General features: G+C 66.7%; 21 protein-coding genes. 8 read left to right on the top strand and 13 right to left on the bottom strand.

The features are described 5' to 3' along the window. Window positions 1–32 precede the first annotated feature (32 nt). A complete protein-coding gene (locus tag N5D30_RS24145; protein WP_279911014.1) occupies window positions 33–746 on the bottom strand; it encodes a DTW domain-containing protein in 714 nt (237 codons plus the stop codon). Between the two features lie 122 nt (window positions 747–868). Between N5D30_RS24145 and N5D30_RS24150 the strand changes: the two genes are divergently transcribed. Then, window positions 869–1,267, top strand: coding sequence for a quorum-sensing-regulated virulence factor family protein (locus N5D30_RS24150; protein ID WP_279905011.1), 399 nt, complete (start codon window positions 869–871; stop codon window positions 1,265–1,267). A 179-nt stretch (window positions 1,268–1,446) separates the two neighbouring features. Beyond that, complete coding sequence (locus N5D30_RS24155; RefSeq protein ID WP_279911016.1) at window positions 1,447–2,526, top strand: LOG family protein; 1,080 nt, start codon at window positions 1,447–1,449, stop codon at window positions 2,524–2,526. Window positions 2,527–2,616: 90 nt separating this feature from the next. Here the strand turns inward: N5D30_RS24155 and recX are convergent, their stop codons facing one another. The 3 genes from recX to N5D30_RS24170 form a co-directional block, all read right to left on the bottom strand. Further along, window positions 2,617–3,081: a recombination regulator RecX gene (gene recX / locus N5D30_RS24160; protein WP_220814395.1), complete on the bottom strand. Its 465-nt coding sequence runs from the start codon at window positions 3,079–3,081 to the stop codon at window positions 2,617–2,619. A gap of 16 nt (window positions 3,082–3,097) precedes the next feature. After that, window positions 3,098–4,144 (bottom strand): recombinase RecA, encoded by a 1,047-nt coding sequence (gene recA / locus N5D30_RS24165; protein ID WP_220814394.1) that lies wholly within the window; start codon window positions 4,142–4,144, stop codon window positions 3,098–3,100. Between the two features lie 87 nt (window positions 4,145–4,231). Next, window positions 4,232–4,732, bottom strand: coding sequence for a CinA family protein (locus N5D30_RS24170; RefSeq protein ID WP_279911018.1), 501 nt, complete (start codon window positions 4,730–4,732; stop codon window positions 4,232–4,234). 553 nt (window positions 4,733–5,285) lie between these two features. On the opposite strand from N5D30_RS24170, the gene mutS reads away from it, so the two are divergent. Continuing rightward, window positions 5,286–7,865: a DNA mismatch repair protein MutS gene (mutS, locus tag N5D30_RS24175; protein WP_279911019.1), complete on the top strand. Its 2,580-nt coding sequence runs from the start codon at window positions 5,286–5,288 to the stop codon at window positions 7,863–7,865. A 138-nt stretch (window positions 7,866–8,003) separates the two neighbouring features. Beyond that, the gene (fdxA, locus tag N5D30_RS24180; protein ID WP_220814322.1) at window positions 8,004–8,327 is read left to right on the top strand and encodes a ferredoxin FdxA; all 324 of its coding nucleotides are present in this window, start codon (window positions 8,004–8,006) and stop codon (window positions 8,325–8,327) included. A 210-nt stretch (window positions 8,328–8,537) separates the two neighbouring features. Here the strand turns inward: fdxA and N5D30_RS24185 are convergent, their stop codons facing one another. Then, entirely contained in the window at window positions 8,538–9,575 is a 1,038-nt protein-coding gene (locus N5D30_RS24185; RefSeq protein ID WP_279911021.1) for a glycosyltransferase family 1 protein, read from the bottom strand. Then, window positions 9,572–10,381 carry a UDP-2,3-diacylglucosamine diphosphatase gene (locus N5D30_RS24190; RefSeq protein WP_220814320.1) on the bottom strand — a complete coding sequence of 270 codons (810 nt, stop codon included), beginning with the start codon at window positions 10,379–10,381 and terminating at the stop codon, window positions 9,572–9,574. Before N5D30_RS24190 ends, N5D30_RS24185 begins: the two co-directional genes overlap by 4 nt. Window positions 10,382–10,513: 132 nt before the next feature. Here N5D30_RS24190 and N5D30_RS24195 point away from each other — a divergent pair, with 132 nt between their 5' ends. From N5D30_RS24195 to N5D30_RS24205, 3 genes are all read left to right on the top strand, one after another. Then, window positions 10,514–11,263: an AraC family transcriptional regulator gene (locus N5D30_RS24195; protein WP_279911022.1), complete on the top strand. Its 750-nt coding sequence runs from the start codon at window positions 10,514–10,516 to the stop codon at window positions 11,261–11,263. 91 nt (window positions 11,264–11,354) lie between these two features. Further along, window positions 11,355–11,690 carry a tRNA-binding protein gene (locus N5D30_RS24200; RefSeq protein ID WP_279911023.1) on the top strand — a complete coding sequence of 112 codons (336 nt, stop codon included), beginning with the start codon at window positions 11,355–11,357 and terminating at the stop codon, window positions 11,688–11,690. Window positions 11,691–11,744: 54 nt separating this feature from the next. Then, window positions 11,745–12,656, top strand: coding sequence for a DMT family transporter (locus N5D30_RS24205; RefSeq protein ID WP_279911024.1), 912 nt, complete (start codon window positions 11,745–11,747; stop codon window positions 12,654–12,656). Between the two features lie 59 nt (window positions 12,657–12,715). Here N5D30_RS24205 and N5D30_RS24210 read toward each other — a convergent pair whose 3' ends face one another. Next, complete coding sequence (locus N5D30_RS24210; protein WP_279911025.1) at window positions 12,716–13,504, bottom strand: hypothetical protein; 789 nt, start codon at window positions 13,502–13,504, stop codon at window positions 12,716–12,718. A gap of 369 nt (window positions 13,505–13,873) precedes the next feature. After that, the gene (rimO, locus tag N5D30_RS24215) at window positions 13,874–15,196 is read right to left on the bottom strand and encodes a 30S ribosomal protein S12 methylthiotransferase RimO (protein WP_279911026.1); all 1,323 of its coding nucleotides are present in this window, start codon (window positions 15,194–15,196) and stop codon (window positions 13,874–13,876) included. Window positions 15,197–15,894: 698 nt separating this feature from the next. Here rimO and N5D30_RS24220 point away from each other — a divergent pair. After that, complete coding sequence (locus N5D30_RS24220) at window positions 15,895–17,793, top strand: potassium transporter Kup (RefSeq protein WP_279911027.1); 1,899 nt, start codon at window positions 15,895–15,897, stop codon at window positions 17,791–17,793. 6 nt (window positions 17,794–17,799) lie between these two features. Here the strand turns inward: N5D30_RS24220 and N5D30_RS24225 are convergent, their stop codons facing one another. The 5 genes from N5D30_RS24225 to tcyJ all read right to left on the bottom strand — a co-directional run bounded on the left by N5D30_RS24225 (window position 17,800) and on the right by tcyJ (window position 24,011). Beyond that, window positions 17,800–19,062 carry an AcvB/VirJ family lysyl-phosphatidylglycerol hydrolase gene (locus N5D30_RS24225; protein ID WP_279911029.1) on the bottom strand — a complete coding sequence of 421 codons (1,263 nt, stop codon included), beginning with the start codon at window positions 19,060–19,062 and terminating at the stop codon, window positions 17,800–17,802. Next, a complete protein-coding gene (mprF, locus tag N5D30_RS24230; RefSeq protein ID WP_279911030.1) occupies window positions 19,062–21,698 on the bottom strand; it encodes a bifunctional lysylphosphatidylglycerol flippase/synthetase MprF in 2,637 nt (878 codons plus the stop codon). The genes N5D30_RS24225 and mprF overlap by 1 nt, the downstream gene beginning before the upstream one ends. A gap of 101 nt (window positions 21,699–21,799) precedes the next feature. Then, window positions 21,800–22,549, bottom strand: coding sequence for an L-cystine ABC transporter ATP-binding protein TcyN (gene tcyN / locus N5D30_RS24235; protein WP_279911031.1), 750 nt, complete (start codon window positions 22,547–22,549; stop codon window positions 21,800–21,802). Beyond that, window positions 22,549–23,217, bottom strand: coding sequence for a cystine ABC transporter permease (gene tcyL / locus N5D30_RS24240; RefSeq protein WP_220813708.1), 669 nt, complete (start codon window positions 23,215–23,217; stop codon window positions 22,549–22,551). Before tcyL ends, tcyN begins: the two co-directional genes overlap by 1 nt. Then, entirely contained in the window at window positions 23,214–24,011 is a 798-nt protein-coding gene (tcyJ, locus tag N5D30_RS24245; protein WP_279911032.1) for a cystine ABC transporter substrate-binding protein, read from the bottom strand. The genes tcyL and tcyJ overlap by 4 nt, the downstream gene beginning before the upstream one ends. Window positions 24,012–24,083: the final 72 nt, after the last annotated feature.

Here is a 24,083-nt window from a genome sequence, read left to right on the forward strand (position 1 = left end):
GGAGTTTTCCCCAACACGCAGTGAATCGATACCTACAGGAAGGGCCCGAGCGCCACATGCGCCGCACTATGCTCATCCAGCACCCAGCGGTGCTTGGCACTCAGGTAGCGCTCGGTGAACAGGTCCAACCAGGCGTCCAGCGCCTCTGCCGCGTGGCTCTCGCCGGCCAGTTCGAGACACAGGGCCGCGACCTCGGCGGTACACAGATGCTCGTCGCGCTTCGAGCGACGCAGGCGATAGCGCGAGAGCTGCTCCGGCTTCAGGCTGAGCACGGGAAAGCGGTTCAGATAGGGGCTCTTGCGGAACATCTTGCGCGCCTCGGTCCAGGTGGCGTCGAGCAGGATGAACAGCGGCCGCTTGCCGGACGGCAGCAGCGGCAACTCCTCGACCACCCGCCCGGGCTCGGCGTACTCGCCGGGAAACACCACGCAGGGCACATATTGCGGATCGTCCAGCAACTCCAGCAGACGCGGGTCGACGGCGGTGCGCTGCCAGCCGAAGGCATGGGTGTCGGCGACCAGATCGGCGATCAGCCAACCGGTGTTGCTAGGCTTCAGCGCCTCCACGTCGTACATCAGCAGACACACGCCGGCCTGCACTTCGACCTTCGGCCGCCAAGCGCACAGGCAATAGCTGGGGATCACCCGGCATCCCGGGCAGCGCTCGGCACGTGAGCCGCGGGACACGAAAGGTTTCAGGCTGCGCGCCAGGCGCTCGGCGCGCAGGCGGGCGACGGCATGGCTCATGATCGACTCCAGGGGAAACGCGCGCAGTCTACCCTCGCCACGGGCCAGGAGTAAGATGGAGACCTGCTGAACCCGCACCCGGCACGCCGGTCGAAGGCAGCATCGTTCATCTGGAGATCGCCATGTCCCGCCTCATCGCCCTGTTCGCCCTCGCCGCCTTCCTGCCAGCCGCCCAGGCCGCTTCGCTGCAGGAGCACGAGCTGACCCGGATGCTCGAACAGGTCGCGAAGGAGAGCAGCGTCGGCACGCCGCGCGCGATCAACGAGGATATTCTCGACCAGGGCTATACGGTAGAAGGCAATGAACTGATCAACCACCTGAGTGTGCGTCCCGCCCACGCCGCACAGATGCGCGGCAATCCCGACAGTGTGCGCAACCAACTGGCGGCCAGTGTCTGCAAGAACACCGGCTACCGCCGGCTACTGGCCAGCGGTGCCGTACTGCGCTACCAGTTCAGCGAGTACAAGAGCAACCTGCCGATCATCACCGAGCGCTTCGCCAAGGCCGACTGCGGCCTGTAGCTACCCTGCCCTGCCAGCCTCTCCATACTCCTGATCTCCTTGTAATTCCCGTCGCATGACCTGGGTCAACCAGGGAGCGCGCGTTCGACCGCCAAAGCGTCACCGGTCGGGTCATACTCTCCCCTGAGGCCCGGCGCTGCGGGAAATGGCGGCAGCGCCGTCAGCAGAAGGAGATCTTCATGCCTTATGAATCGGACGATTACCTGTCCCGGCACTTTCATACCAGCGGCGTCGACCTGACCAGCAAGGTGGAGGAACTGGTTTCCCTGGTGGTTCCCACGGCCAGCCCGAACCTGCCGCTGTACCAGGAAATGCTCACCACCGTGATCCGCATGGCCCAGGCCGACCGCAATCGCTGGGACGCCAAGATCATGCTGCAGACGCTGCGCGAGATGGAGCTGGCCTTCGGCACCCTCGAACAGTTCAAGCGCCGGCGCAAGGTCACGGTGTTCGGCTCCGCCCGCACGCCGACCGATCATCCCGTGTACGACCTGGCCCGCGAACTCGGCCGTACCCTCGCTCATCTCGACCTGATGGTGATCACCGGTGCCGGCGGCGGCGTGATGGCCGCAGCCCACGAAGGCGCCGGGCTGGAGAACAGCCTGGGCTTCAACATCACCCTGCCCTTCGAGCAGGGCGCCAATGCCACCGTGCAGGGCACCGCCAACCTGCTGTCGTTCCATTTCTTCTTCCTGCGCAAGCTGTTCTTCGTCAAGGAAGCCGATGCCCTGGTGCTCTGCCCGGGCGGTTTCGGCACACTCGACGAGGCGCTGGAAGTGATGACGCTGGTGCAGACCGGCAAGAGCCCGCTGGTGCCCATCGTCCTGCTCGACGAGCCCGGCAGCGACTACTGGGAGAAGTTCCTGCAGCTGATCCGCGAACAGCTGCAGGACCGCCACTACATACTGCCCAGCGACATGCAGCTGGTGCGCCTGGTGCACAGCGCCGAAGAGGCCGGCCAGGAGATCGCCCGCTTCTATCGCAATTACCACTCCTCGCGCTGGCTCAAGGATTTGTTCGCGATCCGCATGAACCACCCGCTCAACGAGGCGGCCATGGCCACACTGCACCAGGAATTCGCCGACCTGTGCCTGAGCGGTGGCTATCGACAAGAGGCGGCCCATGAAAAAGAGCGCGACGAACCGGAGCTGTTCGACCTGCACCGGCTGAGGTTCCAGTTCAACGCCCGCCACTACGGCCGCCTGCGCGAACTGGTGGACTTCATCAACCTGCCGCAGAACTGGGCGCGGAACGGTTGAGGACTCCGCACACCGGCGCCTGACCGATCAGACACAGGCGCCAGAAAAAACGGAGCCCGGAGAGGGGAACGCTCCGGGCTCAAGGGGAAATCAGTCCAGGCTGGCACCGCGCAACAGGCGGCCGATCTGTTCCTGGGAAAAACCTCGGTAGGCCAGGAAACGCGCCTGCCTGGCCTTCTCGCGCATGTCCGCCGGCAACTGACCGGAGAACCTGCGCAACCACAACTCTCGCAATTGCTCGCCCCAGTCGATGCCTGCCTCGCCGAGCGCCTGTTCGATATCGGGCCTGGGCAGGCCACGCTGGGCCAGCTCTTCGCGTATCCGTGCAGGACCGTATCCGGCACGGCCGCGGCTCGCGACGAAGCTCTCCAGGTAACGAGCCTCCGACAGCAGCCCCTCTGCCGCCAGTTGGTCGAGGGCGCCGTCGATCAGTTCCTGCGAGGCGCCGCGCTGGCGCAGTTTGCGGCTCAGCTCGACCCGGCCATGCTCGCGCCGGGCCAGCAGGTCCATCGCAGCGCGGCGCACAGCAACCGGGGTATCGAGCATGCCGGTCACGTTTCAGCGCCTATGATCAGGAGCCGGCTTCGACGAGGTCGTCCTCGTTTTCCTCGACCGTGCGACCAGCGGAACTAGACACCAGCAGCTTGTCGCGGATGATCTTCTCGATGGCGCCGCCGATTTCCGGATTGTCTTCCAGGTACTTGGCGGCATTCGCCTTGCCCTGACCGATCTTGTTGCTCTGGTAGCTGTACCAGGCGCCCGACTTCTCCACCAGGCCGAGCTGCACGCCCAGGTCGATGATCTCGCCGGTACGGTAGATGCCCTTGCCGTACATGATCTGGAATTCGGCCTGGCGGAACGGCGGGGCCACTTTGTTCTTCACCACCTTGACGCGGGTCTCGCTGCCAACCACCTCGTCGCCTTCCTTCACCGCGCCGGTACGGCGGATGTCCAGGCGCACGGAGGCGTAGAACTTGAGGGCGTTGCCGCCAGTGGTGGTTTCCGGGTTGCCGAACATCACGCCGATCTTCATGCGGATCTGGTTGATGAAGATGACCAGGCAGTTGGCGTTCTTGATATTGCCGGTGATCTTGCGCAGCGCCTGGCTCATCAGGCGGGCCTGCAGGCCGACGTGGGCATCGCCCATCTCACCCTCGATCTCGGCCTTGGGCACCAGGGCCGCCACGGAGTCGACGATGATCACATCCACCGCGTTGGAGCGCACCAGCATGTCGGTGATTTCCAGGGCCTGCTCGCCGGTGTCCGGTTGAGACACCAGCAGGTCGTCGACGTTGACGCCCAGCTTGCCGGCGTAGTCCGGGTCCAGTGCGTGTTCGGCATCGACGAAGGCGCAAGTGGCACCAGCCTTCTGCGCTTCGGCGATCACCGACAGGGTCAGGGTGGTCTTGCCGGAGGATTCCGGACCGTAGATCTCTACGATACGGCCCTTCGGCAGGCCACCAATGCCGAGCGCGATGTCGAGGCCGAGAGAGCCGGTGGAAATGGCCGGGATGGCCTGACGCTCGTGGTCGCCCATGCGCATCACGGCACCCTTGCCGAACTGCTTCTCGATCTGGCCCAGGGCAGCCGCCAACGCGCGCTTCTTGTTCTCGTCCATTTCCATCCTCACGTGATCAAAGGGAGCCTGTCGCTCGCCAACAACTGTATAAGTAGACAGTAGTATTCCACAAGGCAAGTCAGTCGCCTACCCCTGCAGGGGATTTTCTCCCGCCGTCAGTCGGAGCAGTCCGTCCAGCGCCCGTTGCACCGTCTGCCGACGCACCGACTCGCGATCACCGGTGAACAGACAGCGCTCGGCGAAGCGCCGCTCGCCGTCGGCCCAGGCCAGCCAGACGGTGCCGACCGGCTTTTTCGCCGAACCGCCCCCCGGCCCCGCGATACCGCTCACCGCCACGGAGAAACGCGCCCCGCTGCGGCTTTGCGCCCCCCGGGCCATCGCCTCGACTACCTCGCGGCTGACGGCTCCCACCCGTGGAAACAGCTCTTCGGGCACGCCCAGCTGAGCGGACTTCTGCGCATTGGAATAGGTGACATAGCCAGCCTCGAACCAGGCGGAGCTACCGGCGATGCGGGTGATGGCCTCGGCGATGCCGCCGCCGGTGCAGGACTCGGCGGTGCTGACCTGGGCCTTCAGGCGCAGGAGCTGCGCACCCAGCATCTCGGCCTGGCGGGTGATGGGGTCCATGGGCTCTCCGGTAAGCGGACGGGAGCGCCAACCCTACACCACGGGCTGCGACGATTTCAGTCGGATCACGGATTATTCGGATGTCGTTCGCAACACCACGACGGTGCAGCGCGCGATGAAACAGGATTGGGAAGGTATTCAGAGGAAGAAGGGGAACATCCATCACGACTGAGATCGCGGAGTCGTCCATAAAAAGTGGCCGACCCACCGCTCGATAGGCCGACCCCAATCACGTCACTTTAGGATCGTCCTTAACCACCCCCTGTTGGACGCCGGATTGATAAATGGTTCACAAAGCCCAGGACCATCTGTCGGGCTGTACCACCGTCTCGAAACCCCGCCCCAGACAAGCGAAACGCCTTATATGGCGGCCGAGAATGCCGCCCTCCTGCGCCATAAATGACCGCTGCGGTCTGAAGCACGGAACACAACCGTTCATCTGCTGACGCCCGGTGGGGCGTGATAATCTTCGCCATCGCCATGCGGGCATCCTCCAGGCACCAGCGCCGCCAATGCCTGCCCCACCACTTTCACGGATTTCTGTAAGCGACTGATGGCCAAGGAAAACTCTGATCTCTCCGCCCACACCCCGATGATGCAGCAGTACTGGAGGCTGAAGAACCAGCATCCGGACCTGCTGATGTTCTACCGCATGGGCGACTTCTACGAGCTGTTCTACGAGGACGCCAAGAAGGCGGCCGCCCTGCTCGACATCACCCTCACCGCCCGCGGCCAGTCCGCCGGCCAGGCCATCCCCATGGCCGGCATTCCCTTCCACTCGGCCGAAGGCTACCTGGCGCGCCTGGTGAAGTTCGGCGAGGCGGTGGCGATCTGCGAACAGATCGGCGATCCGGCCACCAGCAAAGGGCCGGTGGAACGCCAAGTGGTGCGCATCATCACCCCCGGCACCATCAGCGACGAGGCCTTCCTCGACGAGCGCCGCGACAATCTGGTCGGCGCCATCCTGGGTGACGAGAAGTTGTTCGGCCTGGCCATGCTCGACATCACCAGCGGCCGTTTCAGCGTGCAGGAGCTGAAAGGCTGGGAAAATCTCCTGGCCGAACTGGAGCGCCTGAGCCCCGCCGAGCTGCTGATCCCCGACGACTGGCCCCAGGGCCTGCCCATAGAAAAGCGCCGCGGTGTGCGCCGTCGCGCGCCCTGGGATTTCGAGCGCGACAGCGCACGCAAGAGCCTGTGCCAGCAGTTCGGCACCCAGGACCTCAAGGGCTTCGGCTGCGAAGGCCTGACCCTGGCCATCGGCGCCGCCGGCTGCCTGCTGGTCTACGCCAAGGAAACCCAGCGCACCGCCCTGCCCCACCTACGCAACCTGCGCCACGAGCGCCTGGACGACACCGTCATCCTCGACGGCGCCAGCCGCCGCAATCTAGAGCTGGACACCAATCTCTCCGGCGGACGCGACAACACCCTGCAATCGGTGGTCGACCGCTGCCAGACTGCCATGGGCTCGCGCCTGCTGACCCGCTGGCTGAATCGTCCGCTGCGCGACCGCACCGTGCTGGAAGGACGCCAGGAAGCCATCGCCTGCCTGCTCGACCGCTACCGCTTCGAACTGCTGCAGCCCCAGCTCAAGGACATCGGCGACGTCGAGCGCATCCTCGCCCGTATCGGCCTGCGCAACGCCCGCCCACGTGATCTGGCACGCCTGCGCGACGCCCTCGCCGCGCTGCCGCAGCTGCAGGGCGCGATGTCCGAACTGGACACCCCGCATCTGGCCGAGCTGGCGGTGAACATCCGCACCTACCCGGAACTGGCCGATCTGCTGCAACGCGCCATCATCGACAACCCGCCGGCGGTGATCCGCGACGGCGGCGTGCTGAAGACCGGCTACGACGCCGAGCTGGACGAGCTGCAGTCGATCAGCGAGAACGCCGGTCAGTACCTGATGGACCTGGAGGCGCGGGAGAAGGCGCGTACCGGCCTGGCCAACCTCAAGGTCGGCTACAACCGCGTGCACGGCTACTTTATCGAGCTACCCAGCAAGCAGGCCGAATCGGCCCCTGCCGACTACATCCGCCGGCAGACCCTGAAAGGTGCCGAGCGCTTCATCACACCGGAGCTGAAGACCTTCGAGGACAAGGCGCTGTCGGCCAAGAGCCGCGCCCTGGCCCGCGAGAAACAGCTGTATGAGGAGCTGCTGGAAATCCTCATCGCCCAGTTGGCACCACTGCAGGACACCGCCAGCGCCCTGGCCGAACTGGACGTTCTGGCCAACCTGGCCGAGCGCGCGCTGAACCTCGACCTCAACCGCCCGCGCTTCGTCGAGGAGCCCTGCATGCGCATCGAGCAGGGCCGACATCCGGTGGTCGAGCAGGTGCTGGAAACGCCCTTCGTGGCCAACGACCTGGGGCTGGACGACAACACCCGTATGCTGATCATCACCGGCCCGAACATGGGCGGTAAGTCCACCTACATGCGCCAGACTGCGCTGATCGTACTGCTCGCCCACATCGGCAGCTACGTGCCGGCGGCCAGTTGCGAGCTGTCGCTGGTCGACCGCATCTTCACCCGCATCGGCTCCAGCGACGACCTGGCCGGCGGCCGTTCCACCTTCATGGTGGAGATGAGCGAGACCGCCAACATCCTGCACAACGCCACCGACCGCAGCCTGGTGCTGATGGACGAAGTGGGCCGTGGCACCAGCACCTTCGATGGCCTGTCGCTGGCCTGGTCGGCCGCCGAGCACCTGGCCCAGCTGCGCGCCTGGACGCTGTTCGCCACCCACTACTTCGAGCTGACCGTGCTGCCGGAAAGCGAGCCGGTGGCGGCCAACGTGCACCTCAACGCCACCGAGCACAACGAACGCATCGTGTTCCTCCACCACGTGCTGCCCGGCCCGGCCAGCCAGAGCTACGGCCTGGCGGTGGCACAACTGGCCGGCGTGCCGGGGCCGGTGATCCAGCGTGCGCGCCAGCACCTCGCCCGGCTGGAAACCACCAGCCTGCCCCACGACGCGCCCCGCCACGAGCCGGGACAAATCGCCGCACCCTTGCAGAGCGACCTGTTCGCCACGCTGCCGCATCCTGTGCTGGAGGAGCTGAGCCGGCTGGCCCCGGACGATCTCACCCCGCGCCGCGCGCTGGAGCTGGTCTATGCATGGAAGGCGCGGGTCTAACGCGAAGCGGCTCAAGCTGATAGAATCGCGCGCATTTTTATGACTGCCCGGTTTACAGCCTGAGCCGCGGCCTATATCGAGCGCCTGCAAACCCTGCGCAGACGGGGCCCAGCGCCGCCGCACGAGGAGAGAATCAGCATGACCTTCGTCGTTACCGACAACTGCATCAAATGCAAATACACCGACTGCGTGGAAGTCTGCCCGGTGGACTGTTTCTACGAAGGCCCGAACTTCCTGGTGATCCACCCGGACGAGTGCATCGACTGCGCCCTGTGCGAGCCGGAATGCCCCGCCCAGGCGATCTTCTCCGAGGACGAGGTGCCGGACGGCATGCAGGAATTCATCGAGCTGAACGCCGAGCTGGCGGAAGTCTGGCCGAACATCACCGAGAAGAAGGATGCACTGTCGGACGCCGAGGAATGGGACGGCGTGAAGGACAAGCTGCAGCACTTGGAACGCTGAGTTCGTAGAGTGCAAAAAGGCCCGCTGAATGCGGGCCTTTTTATTGGCTATATGTCCCCGCCAGTTGCTGCACGCCTTGTGGGAGCGGATTTATCCGCGAATTTCGCGGCCAATCGGAATTCCGCCCAGCCGCTCCTACAAAAGCAGGATTAAGCCACCTACAACTAACGTGGACATAGCCTTTTAATTGGAGCCGGCGGTGCGCTCGTCCTACACGGACATCGGCAGCGCCTGCGGCGCTTCCACGCGAATCTCTGTGCCATCCACCAACGGCTGGCAGGCCAGGAACTCCAGCGCCGAGGCCCGCCACGACTGTCGCGCCGCGCGCTCGGCGCACTGCGCCCGGTCCAGCCGCAAGGCGCCCAGGCAGGCACGCTCCAGGCTTTCGTCCATGATCCCCGTTACCCCAGCCTCCAGCACGTCCAGCGGCCCGGTCACCGGGAAGGCGGCCACCGGCGTGCCGCAGGCCAGGGCCTCCAGCATCACCAGCCCGTATGTATCGGTGCGCGAGGGAAACACCAGCACGCTGGCGCTGGCGAAGGACCGCGCCAGCGTCTCACCCTGCTGGAAGCCGAGAAAGCGTGCCTCGGGATAGTCGCGCTCCAGCACGGCCCGCTCGGGGCCATCGCCCACCACCCGCTTCTCGCCCGGCAGATCCAGATCGAGGAAGGCGCGCAGGTTCTTTTCCGCCGCCAGGCGGCCGACATAGAGGAACACCGGCCCGACCGGCGCCTCGCCCTGCGGGCGGAACAGCTTCGTGTCCACACCCTTGCGCCACAGGTGCAGCCGGCCGAGGCCCCACGTGGCGAACTCGTCGCGCAATCGCTCGGTGCTCACCAGCACCGCCTCGCTGGGGCGGTGGAAGCGGCGCAGGAAGGCATAGCCCCAGGCCAGCGGAATGCGCGGCCAGCGGGTGTGCACGTATTCGGGAAAGCGCGTGTGGATCGCGCTGGAGAAGGCCAGCCCGCGCCGCTTCAGCCAGCGCCGGGCGGCCCAGCCGAGCGGGCCCTCGGTCGCCAGATGCACGCAGTCCGGGCGGAAGTCGCGGATCGCCGGGCCTACCCGCCACAGGTCCCAGGCCAGGGGAATCTCCGGGTAGCTCGGACAGGGCACGTGGTTGAATTCCTGTGGCGACAGCACCTTGACCAGATGCCCCAGGCCACGCAGTTCCCGCACCAGCGCCTGCAGGCTGGTGACCACGCCGTTGACCTGCGGCGCCCAGGCATCGCTGACGACGAGAATCCTCATGCCGCCTGCCCGACGGTCGCCACCTCGGTCGCCTGCGTCTGGTCCTCGGCCAGCCGGTACAGCTGGATGCTGCCGTCGAGGTGCTCGATCAGCGCCGAGCAGGACTCCACCCAGTCGCCGCAGTTCATGTACTCCACAGCGCCGACCCGGCGGATCTCCGCATGGTGGATGTGCCCGCAGACCACGCCGTCGAAACCGCGCTTGACGCACTCGTGGGCGATGGCTTCCTCGAAGTCGCTGATGAAGTTCACCGCCGTCTTGACCTTGTGCTTGAGGTAGGCCGACAGCGACCAGTAGCCGTAGCCCCAGCGCTCGCGCCAGTGGTTGAGCCAGCGGTTGAGGGTCAGGGTGAACTCGTAGGCCGAGTCGCCGAGGAAGGCCAGCCAGCGGTGGTAGCGGGTGATCACGTCGAACTGGTCGCCGTGGATCACCAGCAGGCGCCGGCCATCGGCGGTGTAGTGCTCGGCCTCGTCCACCAGCTGGATGTTGCCAAGGATCAGCGTCGAATAGCGGCGCAGGAATTCGTCGTGGTTGCCGGTGACGTAGATCACCTCGGTGCCGCGCTTGCTCATGGTCAGCAGGCGGCGAATCACGTTGGTATGCGCCTGTGGCCAGTAGATGCCGCCGCGCAGCTTCCAGCCGTCGATGATGTCGCCGACCAGGTACACCCGGTCCGCCTGGTAGCGTTTGAGGAACCCGGCCAGCCGCTCGGCCTGGCAATCCCGGGTGCCGAGGTGGACATCAGAGATCCACAAGGTGCGGACATGCTGCTTGCGGCTGGGCTTGCTGCGCTCGGCGATGCTCATGGGCGGCCTCCGGCTGGGTTTAGCCGAGAGTGCGCGCAACCGGTGAAGCGACCATGACCGGCGGGTGACCGTTGCATGACAGCGCGCAGGCCGACGCGGCGTGTACACTGACCGTTCGATCAGGAGCCCGCCATGCCCCAGCTGCTCTCGCTGCGCCACTACCACCATGAACAGATCGCCCACAGCCACGACCACGCCCAGCTGGTGTTCGGCCTCAGCGGACAGCTGGACTTCGAGGTGGACGGCCGCGGCTGCCAGGTTTCCAGCCTCAGCCTCGCGGTGGTACCGCCCGGCGCCCATCACACCTGCGCCAGCCCCCGGGGCAGCCACTGCCTGGTGCTCGACGTGCCGATGGATGGCTGGCTGCAGCAACGCCTAGGGCACCATGCCGACGCCGGGCGCCGACTGCTGGAGACCCCCGGCCGGCTCCGGCTCGACCCGGCGCAGGGGCAACTGGTCAACTGGCTGGCGGCCAGCCCCATCGACGACGATGTGATCGGCCAGCAGGGCGCCGCCCTGCTGCTGGCGAGCCTGACCAGCGCCGCTCCGCCTCCTCTTTATAAGGCCCGCCTGCCGCTGGCGCGCATCGATGCCTACATCGACCGCCATTGCGCCCATCCCCTGCAGGTGGCCGACCTGGCGCGGCTGTGCGACCTCTCGGCCGCCCGCTTCCACGCCCGCTTCCTCGCCGAGACGGGACGGACACCGATGGATCATGTGCGCCTGCGTCGTCTGCACCAGGGCCGCGAGCTGCTGCTCGGCAGCCGGCTGCCGGTGGGCGAGATCGCCGCGCGGGTCGGCTACGGCTCGCAGAGCGCCTTTACCGCGGCGCTGGTCCGCGAGTTCGGCCTGACACCGCGCCAGCTTCGCGCCGACGCCTGACGCGAGTTCCACGACAAAGCCAGCGAGTCGCACGACAGACCGGGACGCGCTTACGCGCCTAGACTCTGCCGATCCCCTCAGGAGAGCCCACATGCAGACCATCGAATGGCAGGACTTCGAGCGCGTGGAACTGCGCGTCGGCACCCTGCTCAGCGCGCGCCTCAACGAGAAGGCGATCAAGCCGGCCTACGTGCTGGAAGTGGACCTCGGCGAACTCGGCGTGAAAATGTCCAGCGCCCAGATCACCGCCCACTACGACACCGACGAACTGATCGGTCGCCAGGTGCTGTGCGTGTGCAACTTCGCGCCCAAGCGGGTCGCCGGGGTACGCTCAGAAGTGCTGATCACCGGCGTCCACGACCAGGACGGCAAGGTCGTACTGGCCAGCTTCGACAAGCCACTGCCCAATGGCGCGCGACTGGCCTGACCCGTAGGGCGGGTGCGACCCGCACCACATCTTCACCACCTTTCCGGAATCCCCATGCAGCACCGCACCGCCCTCTTCGCCCTGCACCTGGGCGCCTTGTTCTTCGGCCTGTCCGGCATCTTCGGCAAACTGGCCCTGGCCGCGCCGCTGGTCATCGTGTTCGGCCGGGCGCTGTTCGCCGTCGCCGCGCTCGGGGTATTCACCCGCCTGGGCGAACCGGCCGCCGTGCTCAGCTGGCGTCGCCGCCTGGCCCTGGCCGCGGCGGGCCTGCTGCTGGGCGGGCATTGGTGGGCGTTCTTCATCGCGGTGAAGATTTCCGGCGTGGCGGTGGCTACCCTCGGCTTCGCCAGCTTCCCCGCCTTCACCGTGCTGTTGGAAGGCCTGCTGTTCCGCGAGAAGGTGCGCCTGGCCGAATGGGGCGTGGTGGCCCTGGTCAGCCTCGGCCTGGTGCTGGTCACGCCGCACTTCGACCTCGGCAGCGACGCCACCCTGGGCCTGGCCTGGGCGGTGTTCTCGGGCCTGCTGTTCGCCCTGGTGTCGGTGTCCAACCGCGCCACCACGGCCGGGGTAAAGCCGGCCCAGGCCGCACTCTGGCAGAACCTGGCGATCATGCTGGTCACCCTGCCGCTGGCCTGGACCGCCCTGCCCGACGTCCGCCCGCTCGACTGGCTGTGGATAGCCCTGCTCGGCCTGCTCTGCACGGCGCTGGCGCACAGCCTGTTCGTCGCCAGCCTGCGCGTGCTCAATGCGCGTAGCGCCTCCGTGGTCTTCGCCCTGGAGCCGGTCTACGGCATCGTCTTCGCCTGGTGGCTGTTCAACGAACAGCCCGGCCCACGGATGCTGCTCGGCGGCACGCTGATCCTGCTGGCCACGGTGCTCTCGGCGCGACTGAGTCGAGGCGCGAGCAGTCCGGCAGGAAGCGACGAAGCCATCGAGGAGATTGGCCCGTCGCCACGCGGTGGCTAACCTTGAATGTGACCAATCTTAAAGAGCAAGGCCTAAACAGGCCTTGCTTGAACTACAACCTAGAACTGCGTGCAGTGAGTGAAGCTATTGCAAGTCTTGCTGACCAGATTGGTCACTTCAACGCTCCAGGCATGCGAGCTGAAGACCTCCGCCATAAAGAAGCCTTGAGAATCGAGAGGGGGAACGATGGGTGGTGTTACGTACCCATTGCCCAGGGGGGTAGGACCATTTACCGGCTCCATCACGCTTTTACCAGTCAGGTGCGACCAGCTGCCATTGGGCTGGGCCTGCCATATATCGTACGCAGTTCTGTAGTTATTCGGGAACAGCACCCCGCCATAACTCGATACGACCCTCACCCGGTATTTGATACCGTCTTGAAGCAGAGGCCCTTGTGTCGATGGACCAAATACACAATTACCCGCATATCCGTAATAGTGCTCGATGGCAATCGTGCTTTTCAGACTTGTCTGCCCGCACGGCGAGTTGGGAAATACGCCATAGCCAGATACGTTGCCGATGATGACGCCACGCCCTTCGAGGCCATTGGCGCTGTATCCCGCGCGAACTCCCACCGCGAAATGCCCGATGTTGTCCCTGGGATTGCCATTGATCGGCGCGGGAGAGAAATAGTTGGTCGACTTGAACTCGAATACGAGCTCATGCGTGGCATAGGGCGACATATAGGATTCGAGGCCTATCATGCCGTCCCATACGCCCCATGATGTACTAATCATCGGCGTGCTCGCGCCTTCGGTCTTGGATATCAGATAATTGGCCGGCCCCGAATCGCCGTATGCAGTCACTGACAGTCCCAGCAAACAAGCCGCCATCAAACTTTTTCTCATTGCACTAGCCTCCATGTGTCATTACTGCGATCAGCATCAGATCAGATGCTGCTGATATTCTTCGAAGCAAAACAGCAGAAGAGCATCAGACATGCGGATAACTTCCTGTACTAATATTTCAGAAAAGCATCCCAGCCTATAACTTTCATACCCTGTGCGTTCTGCGCACCCCAGTGTAGACACCCGAAATCAGGCTCGCAAGTTACCAACCGCACATCAGCAAGCCACATCTATATTATGAAAATCGAACACCTGCCTCACCTGATCTAAAACAATGAACTCAACCGCAATAATTCGGTGATATTCAATTATTATTTGATTGGGCCATAAAAAAGCCCCGCACTAGCGGGGCTTTTCACTGGCTATGACTCAGACCAACTCGGCCCAGAGATCGTACTCGTCCGCATCCACCACGCGCACACGCACCTTGTCGCCGGGCTTCACTTCAGTGGAGTCGATGAACACGCTGCCGTCGATCTCCGGGGCGTCGGCCCAGGAGCGGCCCACGGCGCCTTCGTGGTCGACTTCGTCGATCAGCACTTCGATCTCGGTGCCGACCTTGCGCTGCAGGCGCGCGGCGCTGATCGCCTGCTGGTGGGCCATGAAGCGCTCCCAGCGGTCCTGCTTCACATCGTCCGGCACCGGCTCCAGGCCGAGGTCGTTGGCCGGGGCGCCATCCACCGGGCTGTACTGGAAGCAGCCGACGCGGTCGAGCTGGGCTTCGGTCAGCCAGTCGAGCAGGTACTGGAAGTCTTCCTCGGTCTCACCGGGGAAGCCGACGATGAAGGTGGAGCGGATGGTCAATTCCGGGCAGATCTCGCGCCAGGCCTTGATGCGGGCCAGAGTCTTGTCCTCGAAGGCCGGGCGCTTCATGGCCTTGAGCACCTTCGGGCTGGCATGCTGGAAGGGGATGTCCAGGTAGGGCAGCAGCTTGCCGGCGGCCATCAGCGGGATCACGTCGTCCACGTTCGGGTACGGGTAGACGTAGTGCAGGCGCACCCACACGCCCATGCTGGAGAGCGCTTCGCACAGTTCCTTCATGCGGGTCTTGACCGGCTGGCCTTCCCAGAAGTCGGTCTTGTACTTGAGGTCGACGCCGTAGGCGCTGGTGTCCTGGCTGATCACCAGCAGTTCCTTGACCCCGGCCTTGACCAGACGCTGGGCCTCGCTCAGCACGTCGCCCACCGGACGGCTGACCAGCCTGCCGCGCATGGAGGGGATGATGCAGAAGGCACAGCTGTGGTTGCAGCCTTCGGAAATCTTCAGATAGGCGTAATGGCGCGGGGTGAGCTTGATGCCCTGCGGCGGCACCAGATCGACGTAGGGGTTGTGGTCAGCCCTCGGCGGGATCACCTCGTGCACGGCGTTGACCACCTGCTCGTACTGCTGCGGACCGGTGACGGCCAGCACGCTCGGGTGCACATCGCGGATGGCGTTCTCGGACACGCCCATGCAGCCGGTGACGATCACCTTGCCGTTCTCGGCGATGGCCTCGCCGATGGTGTCCAGCGATTCGGCCTTGGCGCTGTCGATGAAGCCGCAGGTGTTGACCACCACCACGTCGGCGTCCTCGTAGGTGGGCACGATCTCGTAGCCCTCCATGCGCAGCTGGGTAAGGATGCGTTCGGAGTCGACGGTGGCTTTCGGGCATCCGAGCGAAACGAACCCGACTTTCGGGGTGGCGATGGACATCGGTGGCTAACCTCAAACGGGCGCTCGGCAGGCGCCTCTGATCAAAAAGTGCGCAATTCTAGCGGCAGGCTACGAGCTTGAACAGCCTGGCCTGACAACTGATCGGGGCAATCGGATGAAGACTGTGTACGGACAGGTAGATGGGAGATTCCGTCGTTGGCGTGAAGGTGGGGGCCATGTGTAGGTCGATACACCGCGTCTCTGGGGCCCCGCCTTCGCGGGGACGACGAGGGGATTGGGATTGGCGTACGTACAGCCATTACTCCGCCCAGTTGGCCTGGGTGGAGACCCTGCACGGACAAGGTAGATAGGCAGTTCCGTCATTCCCGCGAAAGCGGGAATCCATGCGTGGGTCCAGACACCGCGCTCCTGGGGCCCCACCTTCGCGGGGACGACGGGGGATTGGCATTGGCGTACGTACAGCCATTGCTCCGCCCGGTTGGCCTGGGTGGAGACCCTGCACGGACAAGGTAGATAGGCAGTTCCGTCATTCCCGTGAAAGCGGGAATCCAGGCGTGGGTCCAGACACCGTGTCCCTGGGTCCCCGCCTTCGCGGGGACGACGGGGAAGTTGGGGTGGACGTGCAGCCGCCCATTGCCCCAGGCAACTGATCTATGCTCTGCCGGGCGAGCCGGCCGAAGCGCCCGCGATCCGGCCCGCGTTGCCCGCATGTCCCCTTCCTTCCGCTGGAACCGTCCATGACCGTACTCGCCGACGAGCACGCCAAGCCCACCCATGCCTCTTCTTCCATCGGCCTGCTGGTCGGCGCCGTGGGGGTGGTCTATGGCGACATCGGTACCAGCCCGCTGTACACGCTCAAGGAGGTGTTCAACGGCGGCTACGGCGTGCAGGTGAACCACGAAGGGGTGCTCGGGGTGCTGTCGCTGATCTTCTGGGCACTGGTCTGGGTGGTGTCGGTCAAGTACGTGCTGTTCGTGCTGCGCGCGGACAACCAGGGCGAAGGCGGAGTGATGGCGCTGACGGCCCTCGCCCGCCGCGCGGCCGCCGCCCATCCACGGCTGCGCACGGTGCTGGTGCTGCTCGGCCTGTTCGGCGCCGGGCTGTTCTATGGCGACAGCATGATCACCCCGGCCATTTCGGTGCTGTCGGCGGTGGAGGGCCTGGAGATCGCCCTGGACGGCGTGGAGCACTGGGTAGTGCCGCTGGCGCTGATCCTGCTGGTGGGACTGTTCCTGATCCAGAAGCACGGCACGGGGCGCATCGGCATCCTGTTCGGGCCGGTGATGCTGGCGTGGTTCGCCGTCCTGGGCGCGCTGGGCCTGTACGGCGTCCTCCATCAGCCGCAGGTGCTGCAGGCGCTCAACCCCTACTGGTGCGTGCACTTCTTCATCGCCCACCCGGGCATCGGCGTGGCCATCCTCGGCGCGGTGGTGCTGGCGCTGACCGGCGCCGAGGCGCTGTACGCGGACATGGGCCACTTCGGCCGCAAGCCCATCGCCCGCGCCTGGTTCCTGCTGGTGCTGCCGGCCCTGGTGCTGAACTACTTCGGCCAGGGCGCGATGCTGCTGGAAAACCCTGCCGCCGCGCGCAACCCCTTCTACCTGCTGGCGCCGGCCTGGGCGCTGTTGCCGCTGGTGGGCCTGGCCACCTTCGCCACCATCATCGCCTCGCAGGCGGTGATCTCCGGCGCCTTCTCGCTGACCCGCCAGGCCATCCAGCTCGGCTACATCCCGCGCATGCACATCCAGCACACGTCCGACGCCGAGCAGGGGCAGATCTACGTCTCGGCGGTGAACTGGGCGCTGATGGTAGCCGTGGTGCTGCTGGTGATCGGCTTCGGCTCGTCCGACGCGCTGGCCTCGGCCTACGGCGTGGCGGTGACCGGCACGATGCTGATCACCACCCTGCTGGCCGCGGCCGTGGTCCTGCTGCTGTGGAACGTGCCGCGCTGGATCGCCCTGCCGCTGCTGCTGGCGTTCTTTCTGGTGGATGCGCTGTTCTTCGCCGCCAACGTGCCGAAGATCTTCCAGGGCGGCGCCTTCCCGGTGATTGCCGGGCTCGCGGTGTTCGTCCTGATGACCACCTGGAAGCGCGGCCGGCAGATGCTGGTCGAGCACCTGGACGACAACGCGCTGCCGCTGCCGGTGTTCATCTCCAGCCTGCGCGGCCAGCCGCCGCACCGGGTGCGCGGCACTGCGGTGTTCCTCACCGCGCGCTCAGACGCCGTGCCCCACGCGCTGTTGCACAACCTGCTGCACAACCAGGTGCTGCACGAGCAGGTCGTGCTGCTCACCGTCGCCAGCGAGGACGAACCCCGGGTGGCGCCGGAACGGCGCTTCGAGGTGGACGCTTACGGCGACGGCTTCTTCCGGGTGATCCTGCACTTCGGCTTCATGGAGGAACCGGACGTGCCGGCGGCCCTGCGCCTGTGCCACCTGGACGAACTGGACTTCAGCCCGATGAGCACCACCTGGTTCCTCAGCCGTGAAACGGTGGTCGCCAGCAAGCGCTTCGGCATGGCGCGCTGGCGCGAGGTGCTGTTCGCCTTCCTGCTGCGCAACGCCAACAGCAACCTGCGCTTCTTCCGGCTGCCGCTGAACCGGGTGATCGAGCTGGGCACCCAGGTGGAGATCTAGCGCCGCTCAGTGCCCCGCCTGCCGGCGGCGCACGTCCTGCAGCAGGCGCTCGGCCAGCGCCGGGTAGTTCTCGTCGAAGTGATGCCCGCCGGGCAGCTCCAGGCGCTCGCCGACCGCGCCCGGCTGGGTGCAGCCGCTCTCCCCGGCCTCGTCCTTGCCGTAGATGCACAGCACCTTGGCCGCCGGCAGCCTGCTCAGCTCGGGGCCGGTGGGCGCCTCCTGGCCAGCCTTGCCCAGCCAACCCCGGACTTCGATCTCGAAGCTGCCGCTGCGGGCCAGGGCCAGCAGGTGCACGGCGTCGACCTGTTGCTGGTCGCTGGCCGGCAGGCGGTTGTAGATCGCCGGCAACACGTCGGCGCCGAACGAGTAGCCGGTCAGCACGAAACGCCGCGCGCCCCACTTGTCGCGGTAGCGCTGCATCAGCCGGGAGAGGTCGGCGGCGCCCTGCTCCGGGGTCTTGTGCTGCCAGAAGTAGCGCAGCGTGTCGATGCCGACCACCGGGTAGCCGCGCTTGGCCAGCTCGTCGGCGACGTCGCGGTCGAGGTCGCGCCAGCCGCCGTCGCCGGAATAGAACAGGATCACAGTCTCGCCCGGCCCGGTCGCCGGCACTTCGACCACCGGCATGTCATCGCCGTCGCCGCGCAGCAGGCGCTGCAACTGTTCGTCGAGCAGGCCGGTGAGCGGCGTGTCGTAGTCGCCGATGATGGTCTCGGCATTGCCCTGGCCACGGGCGAAGCGCGCGCTGGCGTCGCTCGGGTTGTCGTTCCAGGCGGCCAGCCAGCGGCCATGGGCGGCCCTGGCCGGCAGTGCGGTGGCACAATGCTCGGCGTCGAGGTCGAAACCCACCGAGAGGGCACGGGCCTGGTCGCTGTCCTGGCGGGCGAGCCAGCGCCAGGCGAGGCTGGCACCGGCGCCGAGGCCGGCCAGCAGGTCGGGGGTCGTGTCGAATTCGGCGAGCGCCGTGCGCAGGCGCCGCTGCTGGGCCGCGCAGTCGCCATCGGCAGCCAGGAAGAACTGGCCGATGCGCGCCTGGCCGCCCTGGCTGAGCGCGAGCAGCTGCGCGTCGCTGAGCGCCTGTTCGCCCGGCACCGCGACCAAGACCTGGTGGTGCGGCGCGACGCCCGGGGCAACCACAATCATCGGGCTGCCGTCGGCGAGCGTGCGCCGCTCGACCTTCGGCTGGCCGGGTATCCGGCTCCAGAGCAGGGCCGCGCCGACCAGCACGGCGACGAGGATGATCAGGGCATGGCGCCGGTAGCGTGCGAGCATCAGCGTTTCACCAGTCCGGTCAGGCCGCCGGCGATCAGGGCGGCGGTGTCGGCCAGCGCCACCAGCGGGTCGAGCCCGGCGGGGACGGCCATGTAGCGCGGTTCCCAGTCCGGCTGGAACTTGTCCTTGAAGCGGCGCAGGCCCTGGAAGTTGTAGAGCTGTTCGCCGCGGCGGAACACCAGCGAGCCGAGGCGCTGGGTCAGCGGCGCACCGCGTCGCGGCTGCAGGCCGGAGAGCGGCACCATGCCGAGGCTGAAGCGCTGGTAGCCCTCGCCCTTGAAATGCAGGATCAGGCCGAGCATGAGGAATTCCATGGTCAGCTTCGGCGCGTCCGGCGCCGAGCGCATCAGGTCGAGGCTGGCCAGCTCGCGGCTGTCGGTCTCCAGCAGGTTGGCGAAGGCCACCACCCTGCCCTGGAAACGCACCACGGCGATGCGGAAGTGGCCGAGGTAGCCGGCGTCGAAGCGGCCGAGGGAGAAGCCCTTCTCGCGCACGTTCTTGCCCAGCAGCCAGGCGTCGGAGATCGACCGCAGCTCGTCCAGCGGCGCCTCGCCGCGCGGATGGATATGCAGCTCCAGACCGTCGCGCTGACCGCGGTTCCAGGTGTAGCGCAGGTCCTTCATCTCCTTGCCCTTGGCGTCGAGGTCGAAGCGCGACAGGTCGACCCGGGCCTCCTCGCCGAGCTTGATCGCGGTGAGGCCGATGTCCATGTAGAACGGCAGGCTCTCGGCACGCACCTGGTAGAACACCGGGCGGGCGTGGTGCAGGTCGCAGAGGTCGCGGAACCGCCAGATCAGCTCGGCGCGCCGGAGCGGCGGGCCGACCGGGTCGAACAGCGCGACCATGCTGCGCCCGCGGCGCGAATACATCAGGAAGGCCTCGTCGCCCTGTTCCCCGGTATGGAACAGCAGCGCCTTGTCGCCGGTCAGGGCCAGGCCGCCGTCCGGCTGGTCGGAGCGGCGCAGGATCGCGGCGGCCCGTTCGAGTTCGGCCGCGCCCGGCGGCGCGATGGCCGGTGGCGCCGCGCGCAGCAGCCAGGCGAGCGCCAGCACGGCGAGCAGCAACGCGCTGCCGAGGGCGGCACGCAGGGCCCGCGGCGCCGAGGCATCGAGAGCGAACTGCCACCACAGCTCGTGCTCATAGGGCACGTCGCGGTAGGCGAACAGCAGCAGCCACAGCGAGGCCGCGAGCACCGAGGCGGCCGCCGCCAGGTATAGCCAGGAGAACGGCAGTTCGAGCAGCCGGCTCGGCCGGTAGAACGACTTGCGGAACAGCGCCAGCAGGCTGGCGGTGAGCACCAGCAGGCTGGCCTCCTCCCAGTCGAAGCCCTTGAGCAGCGACAGCAGCGCGCCGACCAGCAGCAGCACCAGGGTCAGCATCCAGGCCGCCGACAGGCGCCGACGCAGCCCCTGGGCGAGCAGCAGGCAAAGCACGCCGACCAGACTGGCGCCGAGGTGCGATGCCTCGATCAGCCGGTGCGGGACGAGGAAGCCCAGGTGTTCGAGGCGGGTGTCGACCGCCGGGGTCGCACCGGAAAACAGCAGCACCACGCCGGAGATGAACACCAGCAGCGCCAGCACCGGCGCGCCGAGCCCGGACGCGACCCGGATGGCCTGGTTGCCGGCGAGCATGCGCCGGGCCTCGACAGCCAGCAGCAGCACGCAGGCCACCAGCAGCGGCAGCACCACGTAGATCAGCCGGTACAGCAGCAGCGCGGCGGCCAGCGGCGCTGCCTCGATCTGCCCGCTGAAGGCGGCGAGCATCACCGCCTCGAACACCCCGACCCCGCCCGGCACGTGGCTGAGCACGCCGGCGGCCAGGGCCAGCAGGTAGACCAGCAGGAACACGCCGAACGGCGGCGCGGTCGGCAGCAGCAGGTAGAGCACGGTGGCGGCGGCGCAGACGTCCAGCGCGGTGATCAGCAGTTGCAGGCCGCTCAGCCGCCAGTTCGGCAGGCGCAGGCTGCGGCGACCGATCCGCACCTGCATGGCGTGCGCCAGCGGATGCCTGGGCAGGCGCCGGCGCTGGATCAGCAGGACGGTGCCGGCATAGCCGAGCAGCACCAGCCCGGCGATGGCGCCCAGCACGCCGGGCGGCAGGCGCAGCGCCAGGGCGGCGTCCGGCAGGTCGCTGAGCATCGCCAGCGCGGCCAGCAGCGGCAGCGTGCAACCGAGCGAGAGGCTGGCGAACAGGGTCATCCGTGCCACTTCGCCGGCACCGAGGCCGAGGCGGGTATACAGCCGGTAGCGCACCGAGCCGCCGGAAAGCATCGACAGGCCGACCGCGTTGCCGATGGCGAAGGCGCTGAAACCGCCGAGCGCCAGGCTGGCGGCCGGCAGGCGCACATCGGCGTAGCGGCTGGCGGACCATTCGTAGCCGAGCAGCACCGCGAAGCCCGCGAGGGTGGCCGCCAGGGCGCCGGCCAGCGCGCTCGGCGGCACGTCCAGCAGGGCGACGCGCAGGGCGCCGGGGTCGAGTTCGTCGAGCAGGTGCTTGCAGGCCACCAGGGCGAGGACGAACAGCCCCAGGCCAAGGGCGAGGCCGATGGGCTGCCGGTAGGCGCTGATGCGGTCGAACCAGGCGAGACGGCGGGGATGAACCTGTGAAGCGGGAGGCGTGGAGGCTGGCGCAGTCATGGAAACCTCGGCGTGGTGCGTCACAGGTTGGGGCGAAACTGCGGTTGCCAAGTGCTCGCGGAAAAAATCTTTTGGCGCCATCGCCGAAGCGCCGGCGCCCCTCAGCCCGGGCCGAGGAACTTGCCGAGGAACTGGCGGGTGCGTTCCTCCTGCGGCGCGCTGAACAGCGCCCTGGCCTCGCCCTGTTCGACGATCACGCCCTGGTCGATGAAAATCGCCCGGTTGGCCACGTCGCGGGCGAAGCTCATCTCGTGGGTGACGATGACCATGGTGCGCTTCTCCTCGGCCAGGCCGCGGATGGTCGCCAGTACCTCGCCGACCAGTTCCGGGTCGAGCGCCGAGGTCGGCTCGTCGAACAGGATCACGTCCGGCTGCATGGCCAGCGCGCGTGCGATGGCCACGCGCTGCTGCTGGCCGCCGGAGAGGCGCTTGGGATAGGCGTCCTCCTTGCCGGCCAGGCCGACCTTGGCGAGCAGCGCACGGCCCCGCTCCAGGGCCTGGGCGCGCGGTTCCTTCTTCACCTGCACCGGGCCTTCGATGACGTTCTCCAGGGCGGTGCGGTGGGGGAACAGGTTGAAGTTCTGGAACACGAAGCCGACGTGCTGGCGCAGCTGGCGGATCAGCTTCTGCTGCGTCTTGAGCGGCCGGTCGGCGTCGATCTCGATGCTGCCCACCGTGATCCGCCCGCCGTCGGGCTGCTCCAGCAGGTTGAGGCAGCGCAGCAGGGTGGTCTTGCCCGAGCCGCTGGGGCCGATGATGGCCACCACCTCGCCGGGGGCGACGTCCAGGTCGATGCCCTTGAGCACGTCCTGGCCCTTGAAGGCCTTTCTCAGGTTGCGGACGGAAATCATCAGGAATCCTGCTCGTGGCGGTTGACCCGCGCCTCCAGGCGCGACTGGAAGTGCGCCAGGATGCTGGCCAGCACCCAGTAGATCAGCGCGGCGGCCAGGTACATGGTGAAGATCTCGAAGGTGCGCGCGGTGATCAGCTGAGCCTGGCGGAACAGCTCTGGCACCTGGATGGTGGCGGCCAGGGCGGTGTCCTTGACCAGCGAGATGAAGCTGTTGCCCAGCGGCGGCAAGGCGGTGCGCGCCGCCTGGGGCAGGATGGCCCGGTACAGGGTCTGCGCCCGGCCCATGCCGATGCTCGCCGCCGCTTCCCACTGACCACGGTCGATGGAGGCGATGGCGGCGCGGAGGATTTCCGAGGTGTAGGCGCCCATGTTCAGCGAGAAGCCGATCAGCGCGGCGGTCAGCGGCTCCAGCTGGATGCCCAGCTGGGGCAGGCCGTAGTAGATCATGAACAGCTGGACCAGCAGCGGCGTGCCGCGGAAGAACGACACGTAGATCCGCGACAGCCACTGCAGCGGCCAGTAGCCGTACAGCCGCAGCAGGGCCAGGGCGAAGCCGAGCAGCAGGCCGAAGAACATGCCACCCAGGCTCAGCACCACCGTCCACAGGGTGCCCTTGAGCAGGAAGGGCAGCGAGTCCAGCGCGAGCTGCAGGCTGGTTTCGATCATTGGGTGACGTCAGCCTTGAACCATTTCTCGGACAACTGCCTGAGGGTGCCGTCGGCCTTGAGCTTGGCCAGCGCCGCGTCGATGGCGGCCAGCAGCTGCGGGTTGCCCTTGCGCAGGGCGATGCCGGACTCCTGCCGGGAGAAGGCGTCGCCGGCCACGGCCAGGCGGCCGCCGGTCTTCTCGACCATCTCGAAGGCGGCCAGGCGGTCCACCAGGATCACGTCGATGCGGCCGACGTTGAGGTCCTGGAACTTGGTCGGGTCGTCGTCGTAGGTGCGGATGTCGGCCTGCGGCACGTTCTCCTTCAGCCACTGTTCGTAGTTGGTGCCGAGGCCCACGCCGACCTTCTTGCCGGCCAGGTCCTGGGCGCTCTTGATGCTGTCGCCGTCGGCCTTGCGGGTCAGCGCCTGGATGCCGGAGACGGTGTAGGGGGTGGAGAAGTCGTATTTCTTCCTGCGTTCGTCGGAGATGGTCACCTGGTTGATCACCACGTCCAGGCGCCTGGATTCCAGGGCGGCGAGGATGCCGTCCCACTTGGTCGGCTGGAACTGGGCCTCGACGCCCAGCTCCTTCGCCAGGGCCTGGGCGAGTTCGACCTCGAAGCCGGTCAGCTTGCCGCTCTCGTCCTGATAGTTGAACGGTGGGTAGGTGCCTTCCAGGCCGACCTTGATCGCGCCCTTGGCCTTGATGTCGTCCAGCAGGTCGGCGGCGAAGCCCGGGGTGGCCAGGCTGGCGCCGAGCAACAGGCTCAGGCTGCCGAGTAGGAAGTGGCGACGCAGCGTGGTGAATGTCATGGCAGGCTCTCCGGATGGGTAGGCGGGCAACTCTAGAAGCAAATATTTATTCGATAAAATATTGAAAAATTA

Origin of the sequence: Pseudomonas sp. GD03875 (assembly GCF_029840585.1) — a bacterium.
GTDB lineage: Bacteria > Pseudomonadota > Gammaproteobacteria > Pseudomonadales > Pseudomonadaceae > Aquipseudomonas > Aquipseudomonas paralcaligenes.